The organism is Micromonospora sp. DT81.3 (genome assembly GCF_049847225.1).
In the GTDB taxonomy this organism is placed as follows: domain Bacteria; phylum Actinomycetota; class Actinomycetes; order Actinomycetales; family Microbacteriaceae; genus Microbacterium.
In genome coordinates this window covers 481,867-503,435 of the sequence record NZ_JBNCNY010000001.1, presented here as the reverse complement: position 1 = coordinate 503,435, position 21,569 = coordinate 481,867, and the positions used below count along the sequence as shown (strand labels likewise).

The 21,569-nt window shown below is 69.7% G+C and carries 17 protein-coding genes; 9 read left to right on the top strand and 8 right to left on the bottom strand.

The window, feature by feature from the left end; genetic code table 11:
- Positions 1-162: 162 nt before the first annotated feature.
- Together ACPW96_RS02335 and ACPW96_RS02330 are read left to right on the top strand one after the other, a co-directional pair.
- Positions 163-1,962: a hypothetical protein gene (locus ACPW96_RS02335; RefSeq protein ID WP_425881882.1), complete on the top strand. Its 1,800-nt coding sequence runs from the start codon at positions 163-165 to the stop codon at positions 1,960-1,962.
- The gene (locus ACPW96_RS02330; protein WP_425881881.1) at positions 1,959-3,806 is read left to right on the top strand and encodes an MBL fold metallo-hydrolase; all 1,848 of its coding nucleotides are present in this window, start codon (positions 1,959-1,961) and stop codon (positions 3,804-3,806) included. Before ACPW96_RS02335 ends, ACPW96_RS02330 begins: the two co-directional genes overlap by 4 nt.
- Here the strand turns inward: ACPW96_RS02330 and ACPW96_RS02325 are convergent.
- Positions 3,778-5,253: a sulfatase-like hydrolase/transferase gene (locus ACPW96_RS02325; protein WP_425881880.1), complete on the bottom strand. Its 1,476-nt coding sequence runs from the start codon at positions 5,251-5,253 to the stop codon at positions 3,778-3,780. The genes ACPW96_RS02330 and ACPW96_RS02325 overlap by 29 nt on opposite strands.
- Positions 5,254-5,373: 120 nt before the next feature.
- Between ACPW96_RS02325 and ACPW96_RS02320 the strand changes: the two genes are divergently transcribed.
- On the top strand, positions 5,374-6,075 hold the full coding sequence (locus ACPW96_RS02320) for an alpha/beta fold hydrolase (RefSeq protein ID WP_425819560.1): 702 nt from the start codon (positions 5,374-5,376) through the stop codon (positions 6,073-6,075).
- A gap of 21 nt (positions 6,076-6,096) precedes the next feature.
- Here ACPW96_RS02320 and ACPW96_RS02315 read toward each other — a convergent pair whose 3' ends face one another.
- Positions 6,097-6,741, bottom strand: a complete 645-nt coding sequence (locus ACPW96_RS02315) for a nucleoside/nucleotide kinase family protein (RefSeq protein WP_425881879.1) — start codon at positions 6,739-6,741, stop codon at positions 6,097-6,099.
- A 341-nt stretch (positions 6,742-7,082) separates the two neighbouring features.
- Between ACPW96_RS02315 and ACPW96_RS02310 the strand changes: the two genes are divergently transcribed.
- Complete coding sequence (locus ACPW96_RS02310) at positions 7,083-8,459, top strand: ABC transporter substrate-binding protein (protein WP_425819564.1); 1,377 nt, start codon at positions 7,083-7,085, stop codon at positions 8,457-8,459.
- A 1,232-nt stretch (positions 8,460-9,691) separates the two neighbouring features.
- Here the strand turns inward: ACPW96_RS02310 and ACPW96_RS02305 are convergent.
- From ACPW96_RS02305 to ACPW96_RS02285, 5 genes are all read right to left on the bottom strand, one after another.
- Positions 9,692-10,666: a carbohydrate ABC transporter permease gene (locus tag ACPW96_RS02305; protein WP_425819566.1), complete on the bottom strand. Its 975-nt coding sequence runs from the start codon at positions 10,664-10,666 to the stop codon at positions 9,692-9,694.
- A complete protein-coding gene (locus ACPW96_RS02300) occupies positions 10,666-11,640 on the bottom strand; it encodes a carbohydrate ABC transporter permease (protein WP_425819568.1) in 975 nt (324 codons plus the stop codon). Before ACPW96_RS02300 ends, ACPW96_RS02305 begins: the two co-directional genes overlap by 1 nt.
- A gap of 428 nt (positions 11,641-12,068) precedes the next feature.
- Positions 12,069-12,734, bottom strand: coding sequence for a class II aldolase/adducin family protein (locus tag ACPW96_RS02295; RefSeq protein WP_425881878.1), 666 nt, complete (start codon positions 12,732-12,734; stop codon positions 12,069-12,071).
- On the bottom strand, positions 12,731-14,011 hold the full coding sequence (gene otnK, locus ACPW96_RS02290; protein WP_425881877.1) for a 3-oxo-tetronate kinase: 1,281 nt from the start codon (positions 14,009-14,011) through the stop codon (positions 12,731-12,733). The genes ACPW96_RS02295 and otnK overlap by 4 nt, the downstream gene beginning before the upstream one ends.
- Positions 14,008-14,844: a DeoR/GlpR family DNA-binding transcription regulator gene (locus ACPW96_RS02285; protein WP_425819574.1), complete on the bottom strand. Its 837-nt coding sequence runs from the start codon at positions 14,842-14,844 to the stop codon at positions 14,008-14,010. Before ACPW96_RS02285 ends, otnK begins: the two co-directional genes overlap by 4 nt.
- A gap of 136 nt (positions 14,845-14,980) precedes the next feature.
- On the opposite strand from ACPW96_RS02285, the gene ACPW96_RS02280 reads away from it, so the two are divergent.
- From ACPW96_RS02280 to ACPW96_RS02265, 4 genes are read left to right on the top strand one after another with little or no spacing between them, the layout of a single operon-like run.
- Positions 14,981-16,444, top strand: coding sequence for an FGGY family carbohydrate kinase (locus ACPW96_RS02280; RefSeq protein ID WP_425881876.1), 1,464 nt, complete (start codon positions 14,981-14,983; stop codon positions 16,442-16,444).
- A 55-nt stretch (positions 16,445-16,499) separates the two neighbouring features.
- A complete protein-coding gene (locus ACPW96_RS02275) occupies positions 16,500-17,381 on the top strand; it encodes a hypothetical protein (RefSeq protein ID WP_425819578.1) in 882 nt (293 codons plus the stop codon).
- Positions 17,378-18,034 (top strand): aspartate/glutamate racemase family protein, encoded by a 657-nt coding sequence (locus ACPW96_RS02270; RefSeq protein WP_425881875.1) that lies wholly within the window; start codon positions 17,378-17,380, stop codon positions 18,032-18,034. The genes ACPW96_RS02275 and ACPW96_RS02270 overlap by 4 nt, the downstream gene beginning before the upstream one ends.
- Position 18,035: 1 nt before the next feature.
- Positions 18,036-19,544 (top strand): alpha-amylase family glycosyl hydrolase, encoded by a 1,509-nt coding sequence (locus tag ACPW96_RS02265; protein WP_425819582.1) that lies wholly within the window; start codon positions 18,036-18,038, stop codon positions 19,542-19,544.
- A gap of 42 nt (positions 19,545-19,586) precedes the next feature.
- On the opposite strand, the gene ACPW96_RS02260 is transcribed toward ACPW96_RS02265, so the two are convergent.
- A complete protein-coding gene (locus ACPW96_RS02260) occupies positions 19,587-20,288 on the bottom strand; it encodes a phosphotransferase family protein (protein WP_425881874.1) in 702 nt (233 codons plus the stop codon).
- Between the two features lie 176 nt (positions 20,289-20,464).
- Between ACPW96_RS02260 and ACPW96_RS02255 the strand changes: the two genes are divergently transcribed.
- Positions 20,465-21,505, top strand: coding sequence for a LacI family DNA-binding transcriptional regulator (locus ACPW96_RS02255; protein ID WP_425881873.1), 1,041 nt, complete (start codon positions 20,465-20,467; stop codon positions 21,503-21,505).
- Positions 21,506-21,569 lie beyond the last annotated feature (64 nt).

The following is a 21,569-nucleotide window of genomic DNA, read 5'->3' as shown; positions in this document are numbered from 1 at the left end:
GACAGAGGAACGCGCGCGTTCTGTCGGCGCCCTCCCCGGCGCTTCTTCACACAACGTTACGCAACTCGGCGGACATCCGGGAGGCCTTGACGCGCTCGACCGGGCCGGATACGCGACTGCACCTCCGCGCTTATGGGAACGATGTCACATAGGATGGAAAGCATGAACCCCGCACCCTCGCTTGCGGGCGACTCCGAACGTGTCATCGTTCGCGGCCACGGTTACACCCTCGCGTGGAAGACCGGGCCCTCTGGACTGACCCTGTCGCCCTATTTCCATCTTTCGGATGAAGAAGGCGCCCGCTGGATGCGCCTGTGCGCCCTCTCCAGCGCCCACACCCGCGAGACGCCCGACGAGAGCATGCGTCTCTTCGAGCCCGAGGTCGAGGTGGTCGAAGGCGCGGTGATCATCACCGTGCGGACGGAATCGTCAACATGGCAGCGACGAGCGCTGATCCTGCGGTGCACGGCGGAAACCGTCGAGCTGACCCTCGAGGCGGAGGGTTCCGGCTCGCTCACCGATGTCACGATCCTCGGGGGCGACGGCGTCGTGCCGACCGGCGCCTCCGGCACCTTCCGTACGGGGTTGGACGCGCAGAGCGTATACGTGCCCAGCCCGACCGAGCCGATCGCGTTCGTGCGGCCCGTGTGGTCGGCAGCCTCCCTCGGCGTGGTGGGCGATGCGGATCCCGGACGCCTCAACGGCATCTTCTCCCCGCCGCCGTTCGCCCTCGCCTTCGGCCGCGATGCGGCGTCGGATCCCTTTGCGCCGGGCCTCGGCCCCTGGCTGGCCGTGTGGCTGCGCGCGCCGGTGGAGGAGTTGTCCTTCACGACCCTTCGCTACGAGCCCGTCGATGACGGCGCGCTCCTTCGTCTCGCGTACGAAGGGCACACGCAGATCGACGGGACATGGCGTTCGCCGACGATCGTCATCCGCCCGGTGGCGTCTCCGGCGAAGGCGCTCGAGGCCCATCGAGCAGACCTCGTCCACAGCGGATACGCGTCGGCGGAACACCGCGACCTCGAGGACTGGTGGCTCGAGCCGATCTTCTGCGGCTGGGGGTCGCAGGTCGCGAGGGGCGGCAGATCCGCTCCCGACTTCTGCCGCCAGGAGATCTACGACGAGTTCCTCACCACGCTGGCGACGGCGTCGCTGGAGCCGGGCACGATCATCGTGGACGATCGCTGGCAGGCGGAGTACGGCACGGCCGAACCGGATCCCGAAGCATGGCCGGACCTGCGCGGGTGGATCGCCCAGAGGCATGCCGAAGGACGCCGTGTGCTGCTCTGGTGGAAGGCATGGGATCCCACCGGCCTGCCGGTAGACGAGTGCATCACGGATGCCGCGGGCCGAGCGGTCTCGGTGGACCCGGGCAGCGAGGCATACATGAGACGGCTCGATGACATCATCGTCCGCCTGCTCGGACCGGATGGACTGGATGCCGACGGGTTCAAGGTGGACTTCACGCAGCGCACCCCGAGCGGCAAGACGCTCCGGCCGGCACCGGGCAGCGACGGAGTCTGGGGTGTCGCGGGGCTGCACCGTCTCGTGCAGCGCATCCACCGTTCCTCCAAGGCGGTCAAGCCCGACGCTCTCGTGATCACGCACACCGTGCATCCGTCCTTCGGCGACGTGTGCGACATGGTCCGCACGAACGACGTGCTCGAGCACGACGTCACGGGTGCGCCCGTCTCGGTGGCGGCCCAGCTGCGCGCGCGGTACGAGATCGTGGCCACGACTCTGCCGCGGCATCCGGTCGACACCGACCAGTGGCCGATGCCCAGCCGCGACGAGTGGCTCGACTACGCACGGGCGCAGGGCGGCATGGGGGTTCCCGCGCTGTACTACATCGAACGGGTCCGGGACGACATCGAGCGGGTCAGCGACGACGACGCCATCCTGCCCGAGCACCTCGCCGTGATCGGAGAGACATGGGCGGCGTATCGGAGCGCCCGCGAGTGACCGCCACCCAGATCGCGCGGGGCGTGTGGCGGATCGCCGACACGTGCCACGTGTACGTGCTCGTCGACCCCGACGAGCCGTTCGGCAAGCGCGATGCGGTGACCATCGACTTCGGGTCGGGTCTCGTGCTCGACCACCTGGCCGAGCTCGGCATCCGCCGCGTGACAGATGTGCTGATGACGCACCACCACCGCGATCAGGCCCAGGGTCTGCCGCGCGCCGTGCGGCATGGTGCACGGATCCACGTTCCGCCCGTCGAGGTGGAGCTGTTCGACCGCGTCGAACAGATGTGGTCCGGTCGCCAGCTCGACAACGACTACAACCTGCGGCAGGACCGCTTCTCCCTCCTCGCATCGGTGCCCGTGCACGGCACCGTTCCGGAGTATCGCGACCTCGTCTGCGCCGGCGTCGCCCTCAGGGTGCTGCCGACCCCCGGCCACACGATCGGGTCCGTCACCTATCTGCTGGAGCGGGACGGCGAGCGCATCGCGTTCACGGGCGATCTGATCTACGCACCGGGCAAGGTGTGGTCGCTGGCGGCGACGCAGTGGTCGTACACCGAGAACGAGGGGCCCGCCATGACCGTGCTCAGCGCGCTCATCCTCTCGGCCGAGAACCTCTCGCTGCTCGCGCCGTCGCACGGCGATCCGATGCGAGAGCCCGAGGTGGCGCTGCAGCTTCTCGTCGAGGCCATGCAGCGCTACATCGACTCCCGGCGGCCCTACCCGTGGGACGTGCGTGCGCGCCTGGACGATCCGTTCGTCGCCCTGACCCCGCACCTGCTCCTGAACCGTTCGACCATCTCGTGCTCCTACGTCTTGCTCTCAGAGACGGGCGAGGCGCTGCTCATCGATTACGGGTACGACATGACGACCGGGCTCGTGCACAGCCAGGAGCGCAGCGCCCGACGGCCGTGGCTCGCGTCGCTTCCGGCACTGCGCCGCCACCACGGTGTGACGAACGTCACCGTGGCGCTGCCGACGCACTATCACGACGACCACGTGGCCGGCATGCCGCTGCTTCGGGATGTGGAGGGCACCGAGCTGTGGATCCCCGAGAACGTCGCACCGGTCCTCGCCGATCCGTGGCTCGAGGATCTCCCTTGCCAGTGGTATGACCCGATTCCGGCCGATCGTGTCCTGCCGCTCGATCGGCCCTTCACGTGGAACGAGTACACCATCACGGCGTACGCGCAGCCGGGGCACACGCTCTATGCGGTCGCCTACGCGGTCACCGTCGACGATGTGCAGGTCGTGTTCACCGGCGACCAGCAGCAGGGACTGGGCGGCCGCGATGGGCGCCGCGACATCATGAACTACCAGTACCGCAACCTCTTCCGCCTGGGCGACTACATCCGGAGCGCGGAGCTCTATCAGCGGATCGCACCCGGCCTGATGGCGACCGGACACTGGGAACCGCGATGGGTGGAGCGCGGATACCTCGACTACCTGACCGAGGAAGGCCGGGCCGTGGACGACATCCACGAGGAGCTGCTGCCGCTGCAGGAGATCGGGATGGCACCGCACGGGCAGACCGCCCGGATCTCGCCGTACCGAGCTCGCGCCGCGGTGGGGGAGCGCCTCGCCTACCGCGTGTCTGTGCGCAATCCGCTCCCCGAGGCGGCGGACGTGCGTGTCGCCCTCGTACTCCCGCCGGGCTGGCACTCGCCCGAGACCGAGTTCGCTGCACGACTGGAATACGACGAGGAGGCGCTCTGGGATGTGGCGGTCGTTCCGTCCGCCCCGGGCCGCCGCTTTCGCTTCGCGATCGATGTCACCATCGGCAGGCTCATGCTGGGGCAGCACGCAGAGGCGCTCATCGATGTGGAGCCGGTCCCGGCTTGAGTGGTGCCGCAGGCTGATCGAAGGCGCCGTAGAGGGCGCGATACACGAAGCCGCGTCGCCGCTGCGACTGCCGAGCGCGCCGTTCGACGTCCGCCGGATCGACCGACTCCAGCAGCCGCCGGTGCAGGCGGTCGAGCTGCGCCGCGTGCTCCGCATCCGAGGCGAGGTCGCGCCGCTCTCCGGGATCGTGCGCGAGGTCGTACAGGTGCTGCTCGTGGCCGTGCACCAGCACGTACTTCCACGAGCCATCGCGGAGCAGAAAGCACGGCGCGTGGACGCCCTCTCCGTGATACTCCGCGATCACCGCGTGCTCCGGTGCCCGGTGACCACTCAGCGCGGGACCGAGGTCCGCGCCGTCGAGGTCAGGGGGCAGCGGTGCCCCGACGAGGCCTGCCAGTGTGGGCAGCAGATCGACGAGGCTGACGGGCGTGGAGATCTCGGCACCCTGCACGATCCCCGGCCCGGCGATGATCAGCGGCACCCTGATCGAGCGTTCGTAGAAGGCGCGCTTCTGCAGCATGCCGCGGTCGCCGAGCATGTCGCCGTGATCGGCGGTGAACACGATGATCGTCTCGTCCGGGCGAGGGAGCGCGCGCAGAAGCTCCCCGACGCGGATGTCGAGCTCGCGCACCAACGCGTAGACCGTCGAGTGCATCCAGCGCAGGTTCTCCGGCTGCATCAGCCGGTCCAGCACCTGGTGGACGTAGTGGAAGTCGTCGAGCCAGCGGTCCATCACGCCCGCGGGCGGCACCACTTCGGGAGTGAGCCGCGGGCGCGCGTCCGCGAACCGAGCCACCTCGTCGTCCGGCGCCCAGAACGGGTTGTGCGGGGCATGGTACGAGGCGATGGCGAAGAAGGGCGCGTCGTGGTCGCGCGAGAGGTAGCCGAGCGCCTCCGCGTGGATGTGCTCGTCCCGCTCGGTGTGCAATTCCTGCCGGAAGCGTCGGCGGTAGGCATCCGTCGATTCGCGCGCCAGGTAGGACTCGCCCATCATCTGAGGACTGTTCGGGTTGCCGGCGCTCGGTCGGTCCCAGTCGTAGGCGAGCGCGTACAGCCCCGGGTCGTGCGCCTTGCTGTAGTCGGTGTCGAGGGCCAGCCGCTCATCGAATCCGTGGTGCTGGTCGTGCCCGATGAAGTGCATCTTGCCGATGATGGCCGTGCGGTAGCCCATCGACCGGAACGCGTGCGCCACGGTCGGGTGGTCCGATGCGAACTCGCTCGCGTTGTCGAAGCAGTCCAGCCGGCTCGCGAGGCGTCCGGTCAGCATGGACGCGCGCGATGGAGTGCACAGCGGGGCATTGCAGGATGCCTCGAACCGCACGCCCCGAGCGGCGAGCGCATCGATCTCGGGAGTGGCGCCGTTCCGGTCGCCGTAGGCGCCGATCAGGTCGGGCGGCAGCGAGTCGCACTCGATCACCAGCACATCGGGCAGTTCGGGGCGGGACATCCCTCCACGATGCCACCGCCCGGCCGTGCTTCGAAGCACAGAACCGGTGCTCTTCGCAACCCCCGTGACTACCGGGCGGAGAAGGCGTGACAATCTTCTGAAAATGGGAAGGAGTGTGCGTTGGACATCGTTCTCGTTCCCGGGCTCTGGCTGGATGCCACATCGTGGCAGGACGTCGAGTCCCGGCTCGCCGCCGCAGGACATCGGCCCCTGGCGCTCACCCTCCGCGGCTTCGAGTCGCGGTCTGCCAACCGTTCCGGCATGATGCTGGCCGATCACGTGGCCGAGATCGTGTCGGCCATTGATCGCTCCGACGGTCCGGTCGTGCTCGTGGGGCACGCGGAATCCTGCGGGCTCGTTCATGCCGCGGTCAACAAGCGCCCCGAATCGATCGCGCGCGCCGTGTACGTCGGCGGACTGCCCAGCGCCGACGGCGCCGGGGTGCTCAGCGGCTTCACCGCCGACTCCGGGGGAAGGCCCACGCACACCGGCGGGCAGCGCGTGATCGACGCGGGCCTCGCCTCCCTCTACTACCGCATGACGGAGAACGCGTCGCATGTGCTGGACGGCGTGCAGCGGTTGACGGATGCTCGCCGCTACGACGTGCCCGTGACTGTCGTCGCCACCGAGTTCAGCACCGACGACGTCCGTCGGTGGATGTCGCTCGCGATCGACCCCGCCCGCGAACTGGCGCAGATCCCGGATGTGACCCTGGTGGATCTGCCTTCCGGCCGCTGGACGCAGATGGAGCGCCCCAACGATCTCTCGGATGTGCTGCTCGAGGCGGTCGCTCTCTGCGAGGCGCAGCTCGAACCCCGCTGATCCGTGCCCGGCATGGTGCTCTCAGGTCAGGACGTCGTCGAGGGCGAAGACGGCGTCCGCCGCGGATGCCGTCCGGGCGATCAGGGCCGCATTGCGCTCGTCGGACTCCTCGACGAAGCGCGCCGCGTCCTCGGGGCTGCGTCCGGCTTGTCGATGGCGCGCCTCGAGGCGGGCGCGGCGCACCTCGGCCGGCGTATCGAAGTACCAGACGGCGTCCAGCTGCGCGCGGGCGGCGGTCCATCCGGATTCGGGATGAAGCAGGTAGTTTCCCTCGACGACGACCAGCGGCAGCCCAGCCGGCACCGTGATCGCATCCGGGATGGGGTCGCCGACGACGTGATCGAACGCCGGCACCGACACGTCCTGGTCGGTGGTGTTCCGGATGCGACGCAGAGCCGCAGCGAAGGCGTCGGCGTCGAACGTGTCGGGTGCACCGCGGCGGGCCAGAAGGGGGGTTCCCACGATCTGTGCGCGGGTGAGGTGGAACCCGTCCATCGGCACCACGACGGTGGTCGCCGGTCCGAACGCTTCGGCGATGGCGGAGGCAACCGTCGACTTGCCTGTGCCGGGCGGGCCGGTGATGCCCAGAAGAACCCGCGAGGGGCCGTCACGCAGCAGGGCACGCGTGGCCGTGACCAGTTCCGGGAGGTTCGTCGAGCGGGTCATGTCACTGCCACCTCGGGAGCACTTCGTCAACCCCGATGACGGCAGGGAGCGAAGCGTGATTGTCTGACGGAGAAAGGAGCATGAAGCCCAAGGCGCGCGTCTCTTTTCGTCGCGATCAAGGGGTGGGATCGATTGCATACGACGCTAGTTCCGACGTCCCATCGACCGCAATCGTCAAGGTCACGAATACACAACGGAACGCCAGGATGCGGGCGCAAGTGCCTTGTGCGTAAACGCATCCCTCCTGTACGGTCACGTGTGGGATGGTTCCCACACAGCACCACGCAACTCGCACTCCCGCGCGAAGGCGCCTGGGAGCGTGCGCCCGAAAGGACAGTTCAATGAAGAAACGGCAGAACGCCCTCGTCGCGGTGACAGCCGCGGCGTCCCTCTTCACACTCACCGCGTGCGGTGGTGGGGGCACCGCGACGACCGAAGGCGCGGAATTCTCGGAGGACTACTCCGGCACTCTGACGGCGTGGGGGTTCCCGGAGCCCGACGAGGTCGCGCAGTCCCGCATTGACCTCGCAGACGACAAGCTGGCCGAGTCCGACACCGAAGTCGATCTCGACAACTCGCCTTTCGACGCGCAGAAGTTCACCACCCTCGCGGCCAGTGGCAACATCCCGGACGTCGTCGTGATGGACCGGCAGTTCGTCACCACCTACGCGTCCCAGGGCCTGATCATGCCGATCGACGACTGCTTCGCCCTTTACGACATCGACCCGCGCGAGTACTGGTACCCCCAGGTCGTCGACGACGTCACGTGGGACGACGAGGTCTGGGCGGTCCCGCAGTTCTACCAGCCGCCGGCGATCATGCTCAACGCCCGGGTCATGGGCGAGACGGGCGTCACTCCGGAGCAGCTCAATGTCTCGGATCAGGACGCCTTCCTCGCTGCCGTCGAGAAGATGACGGTCATGAACGGGCAGAACCCCACGCGCCTGGGCTTCGACCCCCAGGGTCCCTCCAAGGCGGGCCTGTGGATGCTGAGCTTCGGCGGGTCGACGATCGGTGAGGACGGCGAGCCCACGCTCGACAACCCGAAGAACGCCGAGGCGATCGACTTCCTCAAGAAGATCTACGACCTGCAGGGCGGGTACGCGAACGTGAAGAGCTTCGTCGACTCCTTCGACGTGTTCGGCGAGAACAACTCGTTCGTGGCCGACCAGGTCGGCGCCGCGATCTTCGACCAGTGGTACGTCAATGTGCTGACCTCCTACGCCGAGCAGGTGGACATCGGGGCGATTCCGGTCGTCACCCAGGAGGGTGAGCCGTTCACGGTTGCCAGCGGGACATCCGTGGTGATCCCGGCGGCGTCGAAGAACCCCTCGGCGGCGTGCGATTGGGCTCTGACACTCACCTCGCTCGAGGCCTGGGAGGCGGCCGGCGCCGCTCGCGCCGAGACGACCGAGGCCGACCCCGGTCGCAACGGCATCAACGCGGGTCTGTTCACCGGTTCGCCCGAGGCCGACCAGACGATCCGTGAGTCGTACGTCAAGGAGACGGGCTACGCCGGCTTCGACCAGGCGATCGCGACGTACTACGACGTCGCATCCAGCGGCGCCTCGTTCGGATCCTCGCCCGCCGGTCAGCAGATCCAGTCCGAGCTGCAGAACGCGGTGACCTCGGCCCTCCTCGGAGAGAAGTCGGCCGCCGACGCGCTCGCCGACGCTCAGAGCGCCGCACAGCGCGCGTACGACCAGGTCGCAGGCTAGGCAGGCCAGGCTAGACACCGCCGGCCGGCACCGGTCGGCTGGGCACCACCACAGGGCGGCCTCCTTCGGGAGGCCGCCCTGTGGCGCGCCGGCCGCCGTGCACAACGGCGGCTAGGCAGGCCAGGTTAGACACCGCGGCCGGCACCGGTCGGCTCGGCACCACCACAGGGCGGTCTCCTTCGGGAGGCCGCCCTTTGGCGCGCCGGCCGCCGTGCACAACGGCGGGGATTCCTTAAGACACCCCGAGCTTGGGCTTCCGGTGTCGGTGTGTCCCAGTGGATCGCCGCGGTTGTGCCGGCCGGACTCTCGTTCGGCGTGATGAATCGGGCTGAATGTCGAGCGTGCGTCTCCCGCCGCGAGTGCACCTTCCGGGCCGCTCAGCGCCCACTGTCGCGGCGGATCGTGCACTCTTGCGTGGGTTGGGGCGCTCGACTCCATCCCGGCCATGCCCTCCAGCCGAGTCCCGGCGGGCCGCCAGTGGTGTGCACACGGGCGCAGATCCGTCGCCAAACGCCGGGTTGCGGCGTCCGTTCTCGGTGTGTCGAAGCGGATCTGCGCCGTTGTGCTCGGGGTCTGCGGCGGGCTTCAGAGGCGGTGTTGCGAGTGGGGGTTGGAGGCGACGGGCGAGGGTCGGTGGTGCACAACGGCGGGGATTGTCGGGGACACGCTGGGCTGCGGCGTCCGGTGCCAGTGTGTCGGGGAAGACACCCGCCGTTGTGCTCGGGCGGCCCGTCAGCGAGGAGGCGCTGGGCCTCGGGTCTTCCCGGATCGGGGAATGGGCCAACACCGGTCGAGCACAAGGGCGCAGATCCGTCGGGAAACGCCGGCTGCGGCATCCGGTTCTCAACGTGTCGAACTGGATCTGCGCCGCTGTGTTCGGGGAGCCGGTCAGCGAGGCGGCGTTGGGCCTCGGTACTCTCCGGATCGGGAGCCGGGCGAGGTCGGTCGTGCACAATGGCGGGGACTGTGGGGGAGACGCCGAGATTCGGCATCCGGTGTCGGTGTGTCGGAGAGGATCACCGCCGTTGTGCTCGTGGTCGCGGGGGGAGCCGGCGCAGCGAGTTGCGGGATCGTGGATCCTGGGCGCCCCGCCAGGCTCGAGTGAATTCCGGGTCCACGGAGCGCGAACGCTCCGCGGGTTGGATCGGCAGCCGGAGGGCCCGGGATCGATACGACGAGAAGAGGGCGGCAGCCCGGATGCGGGATGCCGCCCTCTCACGGTCGAACGGTGATCAGCCCTTTCGGCCCTGGGTTGCGAGGCCCTCGACGAAGTACTTCTGACCGATCGCGAACAGGATCAGCATCGGGATGGTCACGAGGAGCGCGGCGACCATCACGTACTGGTAGTCGCCGTGGCCGCCGTTCGTCGGGCTGTACTTCGCCATCGCCGATGCGATGCCGAGTGGGGCCGTGTACCCCTCCGGCGAGCCGGCGTTGAGGTAGATCAGCGCCGCCTGCAGGTTGTTCCAGCTCGCCTGGAACTCGAAGACGAACACGATGATGAACGACGGGATCGACAGGGGCATCGCGATCTTCCAGAACATGCCCCAGTAGCCGAGGCCGTCCATGCGCGCGGCCTCGAACAGTTCACGCGGCAGTCCGAGGAAGAACTGCCTCTGCAGGAAGATGTAGAAGGCCGAGCCGAACAGGTTCATCCCCCACAGCGGCACGCTCGTCCCGACAAGGCCGAGCTGGTTCCAGATGAGGTACTGCGGCACGAGGGTGACGGCTCCCGGCAGCATCATCGTGGCGAGCACCAGACCGAAAAGGAGCTTCTTCGCCGGGAAGTTGAAGTACGCGAAGCCGAAGGCCACGATCGAGCTCGAGACAGCCACGAAGGTCGCCGCCAGGAGCGCGATGTAGAGGCTGTTGCCGATCCAGTTGAAAAGCGGCAGCTCCGAGAACACCGTGACGAAGTTGTCGGGCCGGAAGGTCTTCGGAATCAGCCGGTTGTCGAAGACCTCTCCGCGCGGCTTGAAGCTCGCAGCGAGCAGCCAGGCGAAGGGGTAGAGGAACAGCAGGGAGAAGCCGATCAGCAGCGCCCACTTCAGGACGGTGGCGACCCAGCCGCCGAGAGACTTCTGCTTCTTGCGCTTGGGCGGCTTCGCGGCGGTCGTCGGCTGCGAGGGGGTGGAAGCGGTGCCCTCGCGGTCGGCGCGCTCGTCGGCCGTTTCGGGGGCCGCGGGAACAATGCGCTCGGTAGTCATCAGCGTTCGCTCTCGTAGTAGACGAATCGGTTGCTCAGCTTCACCTGGATCAGTGAGATCACGATGATGATGATGAACAGGAGCCATGCCATGGCCGCGGCGAACCCGAAGTTGAACTGCCGGAAGGCCTGCTGGAACAGGTAGATCCCGTAGAAGAGGGATGCGTCGGATGCTCCTTGCACCTGATCCCGGTAGAACAGCAGATACGCCTGGTCGAAGACCTGGATGGCCGCGATCGTGAGCACGATGATGTTGAAGAACATGGCACCCGAGATCATCGGCAGAGTGATCGAGAAGAAGCGGCGGATCGGTCCCGCGCCATCCAGCTCGGCCACCTCATACAGATCGCGTGGCACGTTCTTGAGCGCCGCGAGGAAGATGATCATCGTTCCGCTGACTCCCCAGAGGGTCATCAGCACGATCGAGGGCTTGATCCATGCCGGGTCGAGCAGCCACTGCGGCCCTTGGATTCCGATCGCGGCCAGACCCTTGTTGATCGCACCTTGGTTGCCGTTGAGCAGGAGCAGGAAGATCGCCGCGGTGGCGACCATCGGCGTCATCTTCGGCAGGTAGTAGAGGGTGCGGAACACGCCGGATCCCCGGTTCACCCGGTTGAGCAGCAACGCCAGGGACAGCGCGAAGATGATCTCGAAGGGCACGGCGAGAACGGCGTAGAAGAGGGTGTTCGACAGCGAGAGCATGACCTTCGGATCGGAGATCAGCGCCTCGTAGTTCGCGAAGCCGGCCGGGCGAGCGGTGTTGGTGGCCAGCTGGTAGTGACTGAAGGAGATCACCAGGCTGTAGACCATCGCGCCGAACGTGAAGACCAGGAAGCCGAAGAGCCATGGCGAGATGAAGAGATAACCCGCGATCGCCTCGCGACGGTTGTACTTCTTCCCGCGGACCTTCTCGATCTTCTTCTTCTTGCCGGCCTCCGCCGCTTCGGGCGCTGGCTTGAGTTCCGTCGTCGTCATCTCGATGACCCTCGACGGCGCTTTCTCGTCAGTAAGAACATCGCCGTTCCCCTTTCCTGAGACATCATTGACTCCAGCCACGAGTGTGGTATCGATACCACATAGCACATTCGAGCTTATGCGCGGCCTGCGCGGGGCGCAAGACGGGAGTAATTCCGGACCTGCTGCGGTATAATCCTACGTTTCCGGGCCTCGGGGGGCGCCGAAACGCGGGATATCCGTGTGAACGGCTCCGAGTATGCCACTTCGCGCGGAATCCCGATATCCCGCTTGGCTGTGCTCAACGGCGGCCGAAGTCCGTTGACCGCCTAGGCCGGATGTGGGTACGTTCTCACACCGGGCGAAGTGGCATCGGGTGGGGCGACGGGATGTCGGGGTGCTTCAGGATCGGTTGCGCGAGCAGGGCGGCGTGCTGCCGGGGTAGCCGATCAGGACCTTCTCGTACGCAGTCGCGCGATCGTCTCCTCGTCGAGCTGAGCCGCGCCGGACGCGCTCAGGTCGAGCGCGAGACGAGCGCTTGCCTCCAGTTCCTCCGCACGATCCGCGGCGCGCTCGACGCTCTCGCCGCAGCAGAGGCTCCCGTGGTTGGCCAGAAGAATCGCCACCGCACCGGCGTGGACGGCCGCCGCGAGAGGTTGGGCGAGTGCGGGCGAACCGGGGTCGGCGTAGTCCAGCAGAGGCACATCGCCGAGGCTCATCACGCGATAGGGGGTGTATGTCGGGAGCGCCGCCGACCCGCCGGGCTCGGCGGGCAGGCAGGCGATCGCCGTACTCGCCGCCGAGTGCAGGTGCACGACGCCGCCGATCGCGGGATCCGCGCGGTACGCCGCGGCGTGCAGCGGCCACTCCTTGCTGGGCGCCGCGCCGGCGAGCCGGCGTCCGTCCAGGTCGAGAACGGCCAGATCGGATACCTCCACGCGCGACAGCGCCGACCCGGTCGGCGTCACGAGCAAGCGGTCACGGACCCGGGCGCTGATGTTGCCCGAGGAGCCGGGCGAGAGACCCTGGGCCACGAGGTGCCGGGCCACCGCGACGATGCGCCGGGCGGTGTCGGACTCCTCGTCGCCGGAGACGGGTGTGGTGTGCGCGGTCACGTGGCAGCCGCCTCCCACGCCCGTAGGAACAGGTCTTCGCCGCCGAAGTTGCCGGACTTGAGCAGCACGTGCAGGCGAGGACCTCCGGCGACCGCCCCGGCGGCGCCGATGCCCCACGCCACCCCGGCATCGACCCGACGCGTCAGGCGCAGACGCTCGATGCCGAGGGCGCGCGTCACGGCGCCCGAGGTCTCGCCCCCTGCGATGAGCAGGTGCCGGGCGCCCAACCGCTCGACAGAGCCGAGGGCGATGGCGGCCAGCGCATCCTCGACGGCGGCTCCCGCTCGCTCGACGCCGAGCGCCTGCTGGGCGAGGCGGAGCGCCTCGAGATCGTGGCTCGCGCTCACCACGGCCGGGCGGTCCGGATGCCGCATCCAGAAGTCTTCGAGCAGCGCGAGTGCCCGAGCGACCTCGCCGCCGCCATCCGCGGCCGCGGCCACCGCGTCGACGGTCGCGGTGACGGGACCGCCCCTGGCGACCTGAGCCCGGGTGCGCTCGGAGGCGCTGCCGACGAGGATCAGGCGCCGGCCTCCTTGGTGTGCCTCGACGGGATCGGATGTTCCGCCGCCGGGCCCGGCGCGTCTCGCCAGCGCGGTGATGAGCCCGGCGCCGCCGCCGACGAGGCAGGGGTCGAGGGCCTCGACGGCGATCGCAATCGAGTCGAGGTCGCGTTCATCGAGCGCGTCGACGAGAAGGTGGGGGGCGCTCGCCGTGCGTATCGCCGCTGCCAGCGCGGGAGGACCCGCACGCACGTCCCGATGGCGCACCAGCCCGACCGGCAGTGTCGTCTGCCGGCCGAGCACGCGCACGAGGTCGGGATCGGTCATGGGCGTCAGCGGGTGATGTGCCAGAGAGCTCTCGGAGACGAGCCGGTCGCCGACGAACAGGTGACCGCGGTAGACCGTGCGATCCGCATGGGGCGTGCACGGGGTGCCGACGGAGGTGGCGAAACCGCCCGCGGCCATCAGCGCCTCGGCGACCGGACCGATCATGCCCTCGGGCGTGGAGTCGAAGGTGGAGCAGTACTTCTGATACCACCGGGTGATCCCGCGCCGGCGCAGCCACTCGGCGGCGGCGAGCGAGTCGTCCACCGCGACCGCTCGCGGTGCGGTGCGGGTGCGAAGGCCGATCACCACAGCGCCGCCGTCATCGGGCAGGTCCTCTTGTGCGGGAACGCCCAGCAGCACGTCGACGGTCAGCCCGATCTCGCGCAGTTCGGCCGCCACATCGCAGGCTCCCGTCACATCGTCGGCGATCACGCCGATGCGCTCGTTCACGGAACCACGGCCGTCGGCGTGACAGCCCCTGCCGAAGCCGAGGCCGAAGCCGAAGCCGACGCGGAAGCGGATGAGGAGGCGGAAGACGATGCGGCGACGTGGAGGGTAGGACCGGCGACTGTCCCGAGCGCTGCCGCACCGGCCGCGTCGGTGACGATGTCATCCACCGCATCCAGGCGGGCGAGGCGTATCGGTGCCCTCGCACCGACCTTGGAGGCATCCGCCACGACGAGCACCCGGCGGGCCGCGGCGATGAGGGCGCGCTTGACGGCCGCATCCAGCGCATCGCCGCCGAGCAGCCATCCGTCATCGATCGCAGGCACGCTGATGACCGCGACATCCAGCGCCAGGCCCTCCAGCGCGTGCAGCACGGCGGGACCGACGAAGCTCCGGGTCGCCCGCTGGTACACGCCTCCGGCGACGATGAGGTCGAGGTCGTCGCGGCGCTCGACGGCTTCGATCACGGGCACCGAATGCGTGACGACCCCGCTGTGCGGGGGAAGCACCGGCGCCAGGAGGGCGACGGTGGTGCCCGAATCCAGGCCGATCGTGCCACGGTCGAGCAGCGAAGCGGCGTGCTGGGCGATGGCGCGCTTCGCGTCGGACGCCAGCCCCGCTCGCACCCCGAACGCGGGTCGCGCGGTCCCGCCCAGCCACGCCCCGCCGAGCACGCGCTCGAGCGCGCCCTCCGCGGCGAGCTTCTCGATGTCTCGCCGCACCGTCATCTCGGAGACCCCGAGCGCGGACGCCAGTTCCGCGGAAGCGACATAGCCGGTTCGCCCGGCGACACGGAGGATCTCCGTTCTGCGGGCATCCGCTTGTCGATAGCGCATGGCGTCATCAAAGCGGGCGCTCCTTGGTTTGTCAATCCGCGCTCATCACTTGACCGGTTTGTGAATCGCCGCACATACTGACATCCATGCTCGTGAGTCCCGTTGTCCGCCGATCCGGTGCGAGGGCGATTCCGCAATGGTGATCGCGCTCGGCATCGACGTGGGAAGCACCGCGGTCAAGGCATCCGCGGTCGAGCTGACGGAGAGCGTGCGCGAGCTCGCCGTGGCGACCGCTTCGGTCGCCGGCCTGGATGCGCCGGCGCTCGTGCGCGCCGCCCTCGCCGCGGCGGCAGCGGCGCTCGAACGTGCGGCGGCCGGCCCGGCGCGGGTCGTCGGAATAGCATCGATGGCCGAGACCGGCGCGATCACCGACGCCGACGGATCCTCGCACGGTGCTCTCGTTCGTTGGGACCGGCTGCCGGACCACCGACGCCGGGACGAGCTCGAGGCGCGCCTCGATCCTCGGGCGCTGCACGCTACGACGGGCGTTCCGCTCACGCGCAAGCTCCCCCTCCTGACGTGGGCGGAGCTGGCCACCGGGCAGGACGAGCCGCCGAGGCACTGGGCGTTCACGGCGGACCTCGTTGCCGCGGCACTGACCGGCCGCCGGGCGACCGACCACACCCTCGCCGGAAGGAGCGGGGCACTGCCGCTGCCCGAGGCATCCGCGTCGCTGACCCTCGCCTGGGATGACGAGCTCCTGGCGGCCTTCGGCATCGCCCGCGGGTTCGCTCCCGACGTTCTCGCCCCGGGCGAACCGGCGGGGATCGTCAGCCAGGAGGCCGTCGCCGCCCTCGGTGGGCTGGTCGATCCGGATGCATCGGTGTACATCGCCGGTCATGACCACGCCGTCGCGGCCTGGATCGGGAGTGCCCGTTCGCGGGGACGTCGCGTGCGGTCGATCGGGACGACCGAGGCGGTCGTGGCGATCGCCGCCGGCGAGGTCGACAGGGAAGCGGCCTGGCGAGAAGGCATCAGCGTCGTGCGCGCCGTCGACGGAATCCTCGAGGGCGCGCTCGCCGGCAGCCCGGCGGCCGGGTCACTTATCGAGGACTGGCGCACACGTGTTCTGGAAGACGGTGAAGACGGCGACGAGCTGATGATGCGCGCGAGGCTCGAACGTGGCCCTGACGAGGCGATCGCGCTGCCGTATCCCCGTGGCAGGCAGTGCCCGCACCCCGACGCGTCGGCAGCACTCGTCTTTCGCGGCGTGCCCGCCGGGGACCGCATCGCCGAGCTGCACGCGCTGCTGCGCGGCATCGCGGCGCACGGCGGCTGGATGATCGAGGCGGCCGAGGCGCTCTGCGGGGTGGCAGCACCACCGGTGCTCGTCGGTGCGCCGTACCGGCTGAACGGGCGGCTCGCCGCCCTCAGCGCCGCGGTGGCCGGAACGCCTCTCGAGCTCGTCGATCTGGCCGCGCCCGTGGCAAGCGGTGCGGCGGCGCTCGCCGCCGACAGGGACGGTCTCGCCGGGGAAGTGCATGCTCCGACACGTCTGATCGACCCCGACCGCGTGACCGATGACGGCTTCGTCGATCGGTTCCGGGCGGCGATCGCCGAGTCGGCAGTCTCCGCCCGGCCGCCGACCCGCACCCCATGACCGACCACCGCCCGCACGCCGCACCATCGCGCCGCGTGCACCGAAGAGGAGAACCATGACCCGCACACTCGACGCGATCGCCCGACCCGCGGGCGGCCTCGCGATGGTCGCCATGGACCAGCGCGAGAGCCTTCGTCACATGTTCGATCAGGCAGGCGCCGGCCGGCCCGGCGACGAGGTGCTCGAGCGGTTCAAGCGAGATGTCGCCACCGAACTCGGCGGACTGGCATCCGGATTCCTCGTCGACCGCGACTTCGGCGGCCTCGGCATCCTCGACGACGGCCTCCTTCCGGCGGGATGCGGCTTCATCCTCGCCGCGGACGCCCTCACCCAGGATCCGGGGGGTCCGGTCGAGGAGACGGAGCTGGACGAGGGCGCACTGCACAGCGTCCGCGAGGGCGTGGATGCGATCAAGCTCCTGATCATCTGGCGACGCGACGACCGACGTTCGGACCGGGTGGCTCTGGCCGAGCGATTCATCGCCGAGGCGCGCGAGCGCGGCGTGCTCTCGGTGCTGGAGCCCGTCGTCCGCGCGACCCCCGCCGAGCTCGACGACGGCTCGTGGGACGTGGAGGCGGCGATCCGCGAGGCCGCGCGGGAGCTGTCGACCCTGCGTCCTTCGCTCTACAAGGTGCAGGTCCCCCTCGGCGGTGCGGGCGAAGAAGCGGAGCAGCGCGCGGCGAGCGAGGAGCTGGCGGCGGACATCACGGGGCCTTGGGTCGTGCTCTCGCAGGGCGTGGAACGGGACCGCTTCGCACAGGCTGTCGAGGCCGCGTGCCGCGCCGGCGGGAGCGGATTCCTCGCCGGCCGGGCCCTCTGGAGCGACATCGTGGGAGCACCGGATGTGCCGGTGGCGCTCCGCGAGAAGGCGCGCCCGCGGCTCGAGCACCTCGTCGGCATCGTCGACCGGCACGCCCGGCCGTGGACGGAGGCGTGACCGTGCGCCTCGGTCTGCTGCACACGGTGCCCGCTCTCGCGCCCCGGTTCGACGGCATGCTGGCGGCTCGCGTGCCCGGTTCGACGGCGCTGCACATCGTGGATGCCGAACTGCTCGCCGAGGCGGTGCGTGCGGGCGTCGGAACCGAGGTGCGAGAGGCGGTCGCCGCGCACGTCCGGTACTTGGTGGACCTCGGAGTGGACGGGGTGCTGGTGACCTGCTCGTCGATCGGCGAGGCGACCGAGGTCGCGGCCCAGGACGTGGCCGTCCCCGTCGTGCGCATCGACACCGCCATGGCGGAGCGCGCGGTGCGCATCGCCCGAGCGGGAAGCGGCCGGATCACGGTGCTCGCGACCCTGGAGGCGACGCTCGGTCCGACCGGCCGCCTGCTCGAGCGGCTCGGCGGCGATGGGCAGCGCGTCCGCGCCTACGTCGTGGCGGGCGCGCTGAGCGCGCGGGAGGCGGGCGACACGGATCGGCACGACGCCCTCATCGTCGACGCGCTGAGGGCGGCGGCCGCCGAGGCGGACGTGCTCGTGCTCGCGCAGGCCTCGATGGCGCCTGCCGCCGACCGTGCCGGGCTGGACATTCCGGTGCTCACTTCACCGGATCTGGCGATGGATGCCGTGATCGAGCGTGTCAGGGGGCGCTGAGGTGGGGCGATCGGGCGTCCGGCTGCTCGTCTATGCGGACAGGCTCGGCGGCGACCTGACCCGGCTGGGCGCGATCCTCGACGGCCCGCTGCGGGACCTCACCGGCGTGCACATCCTGCCGTTCTACACACCTTTCGACGGTGACGATGCGGGGTTCGACCCCGTGGATCACGCCCGGGTCGACCCGCGCCTCGGAGACTGGGCCGACGTCCGGCGGCTGGCAGCGGATCGGGAGGTGACGGCGGATCTCATCGTCAACCACACGTCGGCGGGGTCGGAGGAGTTCCGCGACTGGCAGGCCAAGGGCAGCGAGTCCGTCCATGCGGGCATGTTCCTCACGATGGACCGGGTCTTCCCCGGCGGGGCCACCGAGGCCGGCCTGACCGGCTTCTACCGTCCGCGCCCGGGACTGCCGATCACCCCGTACGCGGTCGGCGGCCAGCGGCGACTCGTCTGGACGACCTTCATGCCCAGCCAGGTCGACCTCGACGTCGATCATCCGGCCGCGCTCGCCTACATCGACCGCATCGTGTCGAGGCTCACGGAGGCGCGCGTGGAGGTGGTGCGCCTCGACGCCGTCGGGTACGCCATCAAGACCCCCGGGACCGACAGCTTCATGACGCAGCACACGCTGGCGTTCGTGGAACGCCTGACAGCGCGCATCCGGAAAGCGGGCCTCCGCGTGCTCGTCGAGGTGCACGCGCACTTCGAGCAGCAGCTGGCGATCGCCCCCCTTGTCGATCTCGTCTACGACTTCGCCCTGCCCGCGGTGCTGCTGCACGCCCTGGGCGCGGGCGACGTCGAACCCCTCGCGCGCTGGCTCGACATCCGGCCGCGCAACGCCGTCACGGTGCTCGACACCCACGACGGCATCGGCATCATCGACGCCGGCCCGGTCGCGGGCCGACCCGGGCTGCTCACCGAACAGGACATGCGGGCGATCTTCGTGCGTGCGTCGCAGGCGACCGGCGGACATTCGGAGCTGGCATCCGTCACCCCGCAGTGGGCGAGCATGCCGCATCAGATCAACGCCACGTTCCCGAGCGTGGTGAACGATGACACCGCCTATGTGATGTGCCGCGCGGTCCAGCTGCTGCTGCCGGGCGAGCCGCAGCTGTATTACGTGGGGCTGCTCGACGGGCGGGACGACCGCGAGCGGTTCGCCGCGACCGCACAGGGGCGCGAAGTCAACCGCCATGTCTACGACGACGCGGAGCTCGCCGAGGCGCTTGCACGGACCGTGCCCCGGGCGCTGCTCGCCCTCGCCCGCCTCCGCCGGAACCACCCCGCGTTCGATGGGGAGTTCTCGTGGGAGCGACTCACCGAGACGTCGCTGCGTCTCGGGTGGCGGTCTGCCGACGCGTCGCTCGAACTCGACGCACAGTTCGCCCCCGACTCACGCGGGTTTGCCCTGCGGAGCCGGGTCGGTGAACGGGAATGGTCCTCAGGCACGGTGGCGGAGCTGGCGAACGGCGCACTCCAGGATGACGGCCGAGAGGGCATCACGTGAGGAGCGACCGAGAACGAGGAGGCGCCTTGCCGGTGCGGCCCTCTACGCCTCCGGCCAATCCCTCAGCTCGGTGGTGAGCTGCTCGAGGTACGCCGGCGGTCCCGCCTCGGCGAACCACAGCCAGAGCTCGGCGGCGTGGATCGGGAACCATGCCCGCACGAGGGACGGGTCGGCGCCGTACCCGTTGACGAGCGCGTCGACGGATCGAGGGTCCTTGCGCGACGCGCCCCAGGCGGCCCGCGCGAGCTCCCTCAGGGGGTCGCCGAGATGCGCCGCTTCCCAGTCGAGAACGGCCGTGATGGTGCCGTCGACGGCGAGCAGGTTTCCGTCCGTCCAGTCGCCGTGGCAGAACACCTGGTCACCGGCGGGCGGAAGGGCGAGGGGCAGCGGGGGACCGCCGGCGTCTCGGTAGCGGCGGATGATATCCGCGTCGTCCGGCGCCCCCGGCAACCCGACGGGAGGCGGCAGCTCGTGCAGCCGACGAAGGAGCACCGCCGACGCGCGGAGGCCGTCGAGCCGAGCATCGGCGCTCTCGCTGTCCAGTCGCTCACCGGCCATGAGGGTCATGAGAATCGATCCGGGGCGCACCTCGACGAGCTCGGGCACCGGCAGGTCGGTCTCTGCAAGGGCGCGCAGGGCGAGGACCTCGGTGTCGTGCCGCGAGGCATCCGTCATCCGCTTCTCCACCAGGGTGCGCCCACGGTGCTCCATCAGCCGGACATGACCCACCGCCCCCTGCCGCATGCCTTCATCCTGGCAGTCGCTCGGGGGCGATGTCCCGGTTCCCGGATGGGCCGAGGGTGGTATCGTTACCACAACTCGCCCACACCGCGGCTGAGGCGCCAAGACCTCGATCCGTCCCGGTGCGGCTTTCACGAGCCGACCCCGACACGATCGACGCCCCTGGCAGCGAGGAAGACATGAGCTCCAACCCGTTCCACCCCGTCGCGGTTCCGCGGCGTCGGGCCACGATCAAAGAGGTCGCCGAGGCCGCAGGAGTGTCCCGCTCGACTGCGTCCCGTGCGCTCGGGGGCAACGGCTACGTCGCCGAACCCGTTCGTGCGCGGGTCCGTCTCGCCGCGAAGAAGCTCGGGTATGTCGTCGATGCGACGGCGCGCAGCCTCAAGCAGCAGTCGAGTCGCCTCATCGGCGTCGTCGTCTCCGACCTGAAGAACCCCTTCTACGCGGGCCTCGCCTCGGGCGCGGCGCAAGCTGCGCGCTCCGCCGGCTACACGACCGTGCTCATCGACGATCGCGATGGCGGATCGGACGAGAGCTACGCGGCCGAAGCCCTCGTCGCGCTGCGGGTGGCGGGCATCGTGGGAACGCCCGTCTCGGATGAACTCGTCACCTTCGCGCTCGGGCACGGCATCCCGGTCGTCGAGGTGGACCGGCGCTTCGCGCCGGACCGGGCCACCGGGGTCGTGGTCGACAACCGTGCGGCGTCTCGTTCGGCCACCGAGCACCTTCTCGCGCTCGGGCACCGCCGGATCGCGCTTCTCATCGACGAGACGGAGTGGACCACCGGGCTCGAGCGGCTGGAGGGGTACTCCGACGCGCTGCGGGGGAGCGGCCTGCCGCTCGATGACCGACTGATCGTCTCGGCCGGGTGGGATGCAGCGGACGCGCGTCGCGCAGCGAACGAACTCCTCGGCGCCGGCGATCGACCGACCGCGATCTTCGCCGCCAACAACCTGCTCGCCGAGGGGGCATGGCGCGCCGCGCACGATCGCGCGCTTCGGATCCCCTCCGACCTGTCGCTCGTCGCCTTCGACGACGCCGCGTGGATGTCGATGGTCGAGCCGGGCATCACGGCTGTCGTGCAGGACCCCGGAGCCATCGGCATCGCCGCGGTGGAGGCGGTTCTCGCGAAGATGAAGGTCCCCGCTTCACCCGCCGCGACGGTGATCGTTCCCACACGCATCGTCCATCGCGGGTCGACGGCCGCCCTCCCCGGTTGACGGCACCGCGGAGACCCGCGCGACAGCGCGAGTTGACCGCCCCGAAACGTGCCCATAGGATGTG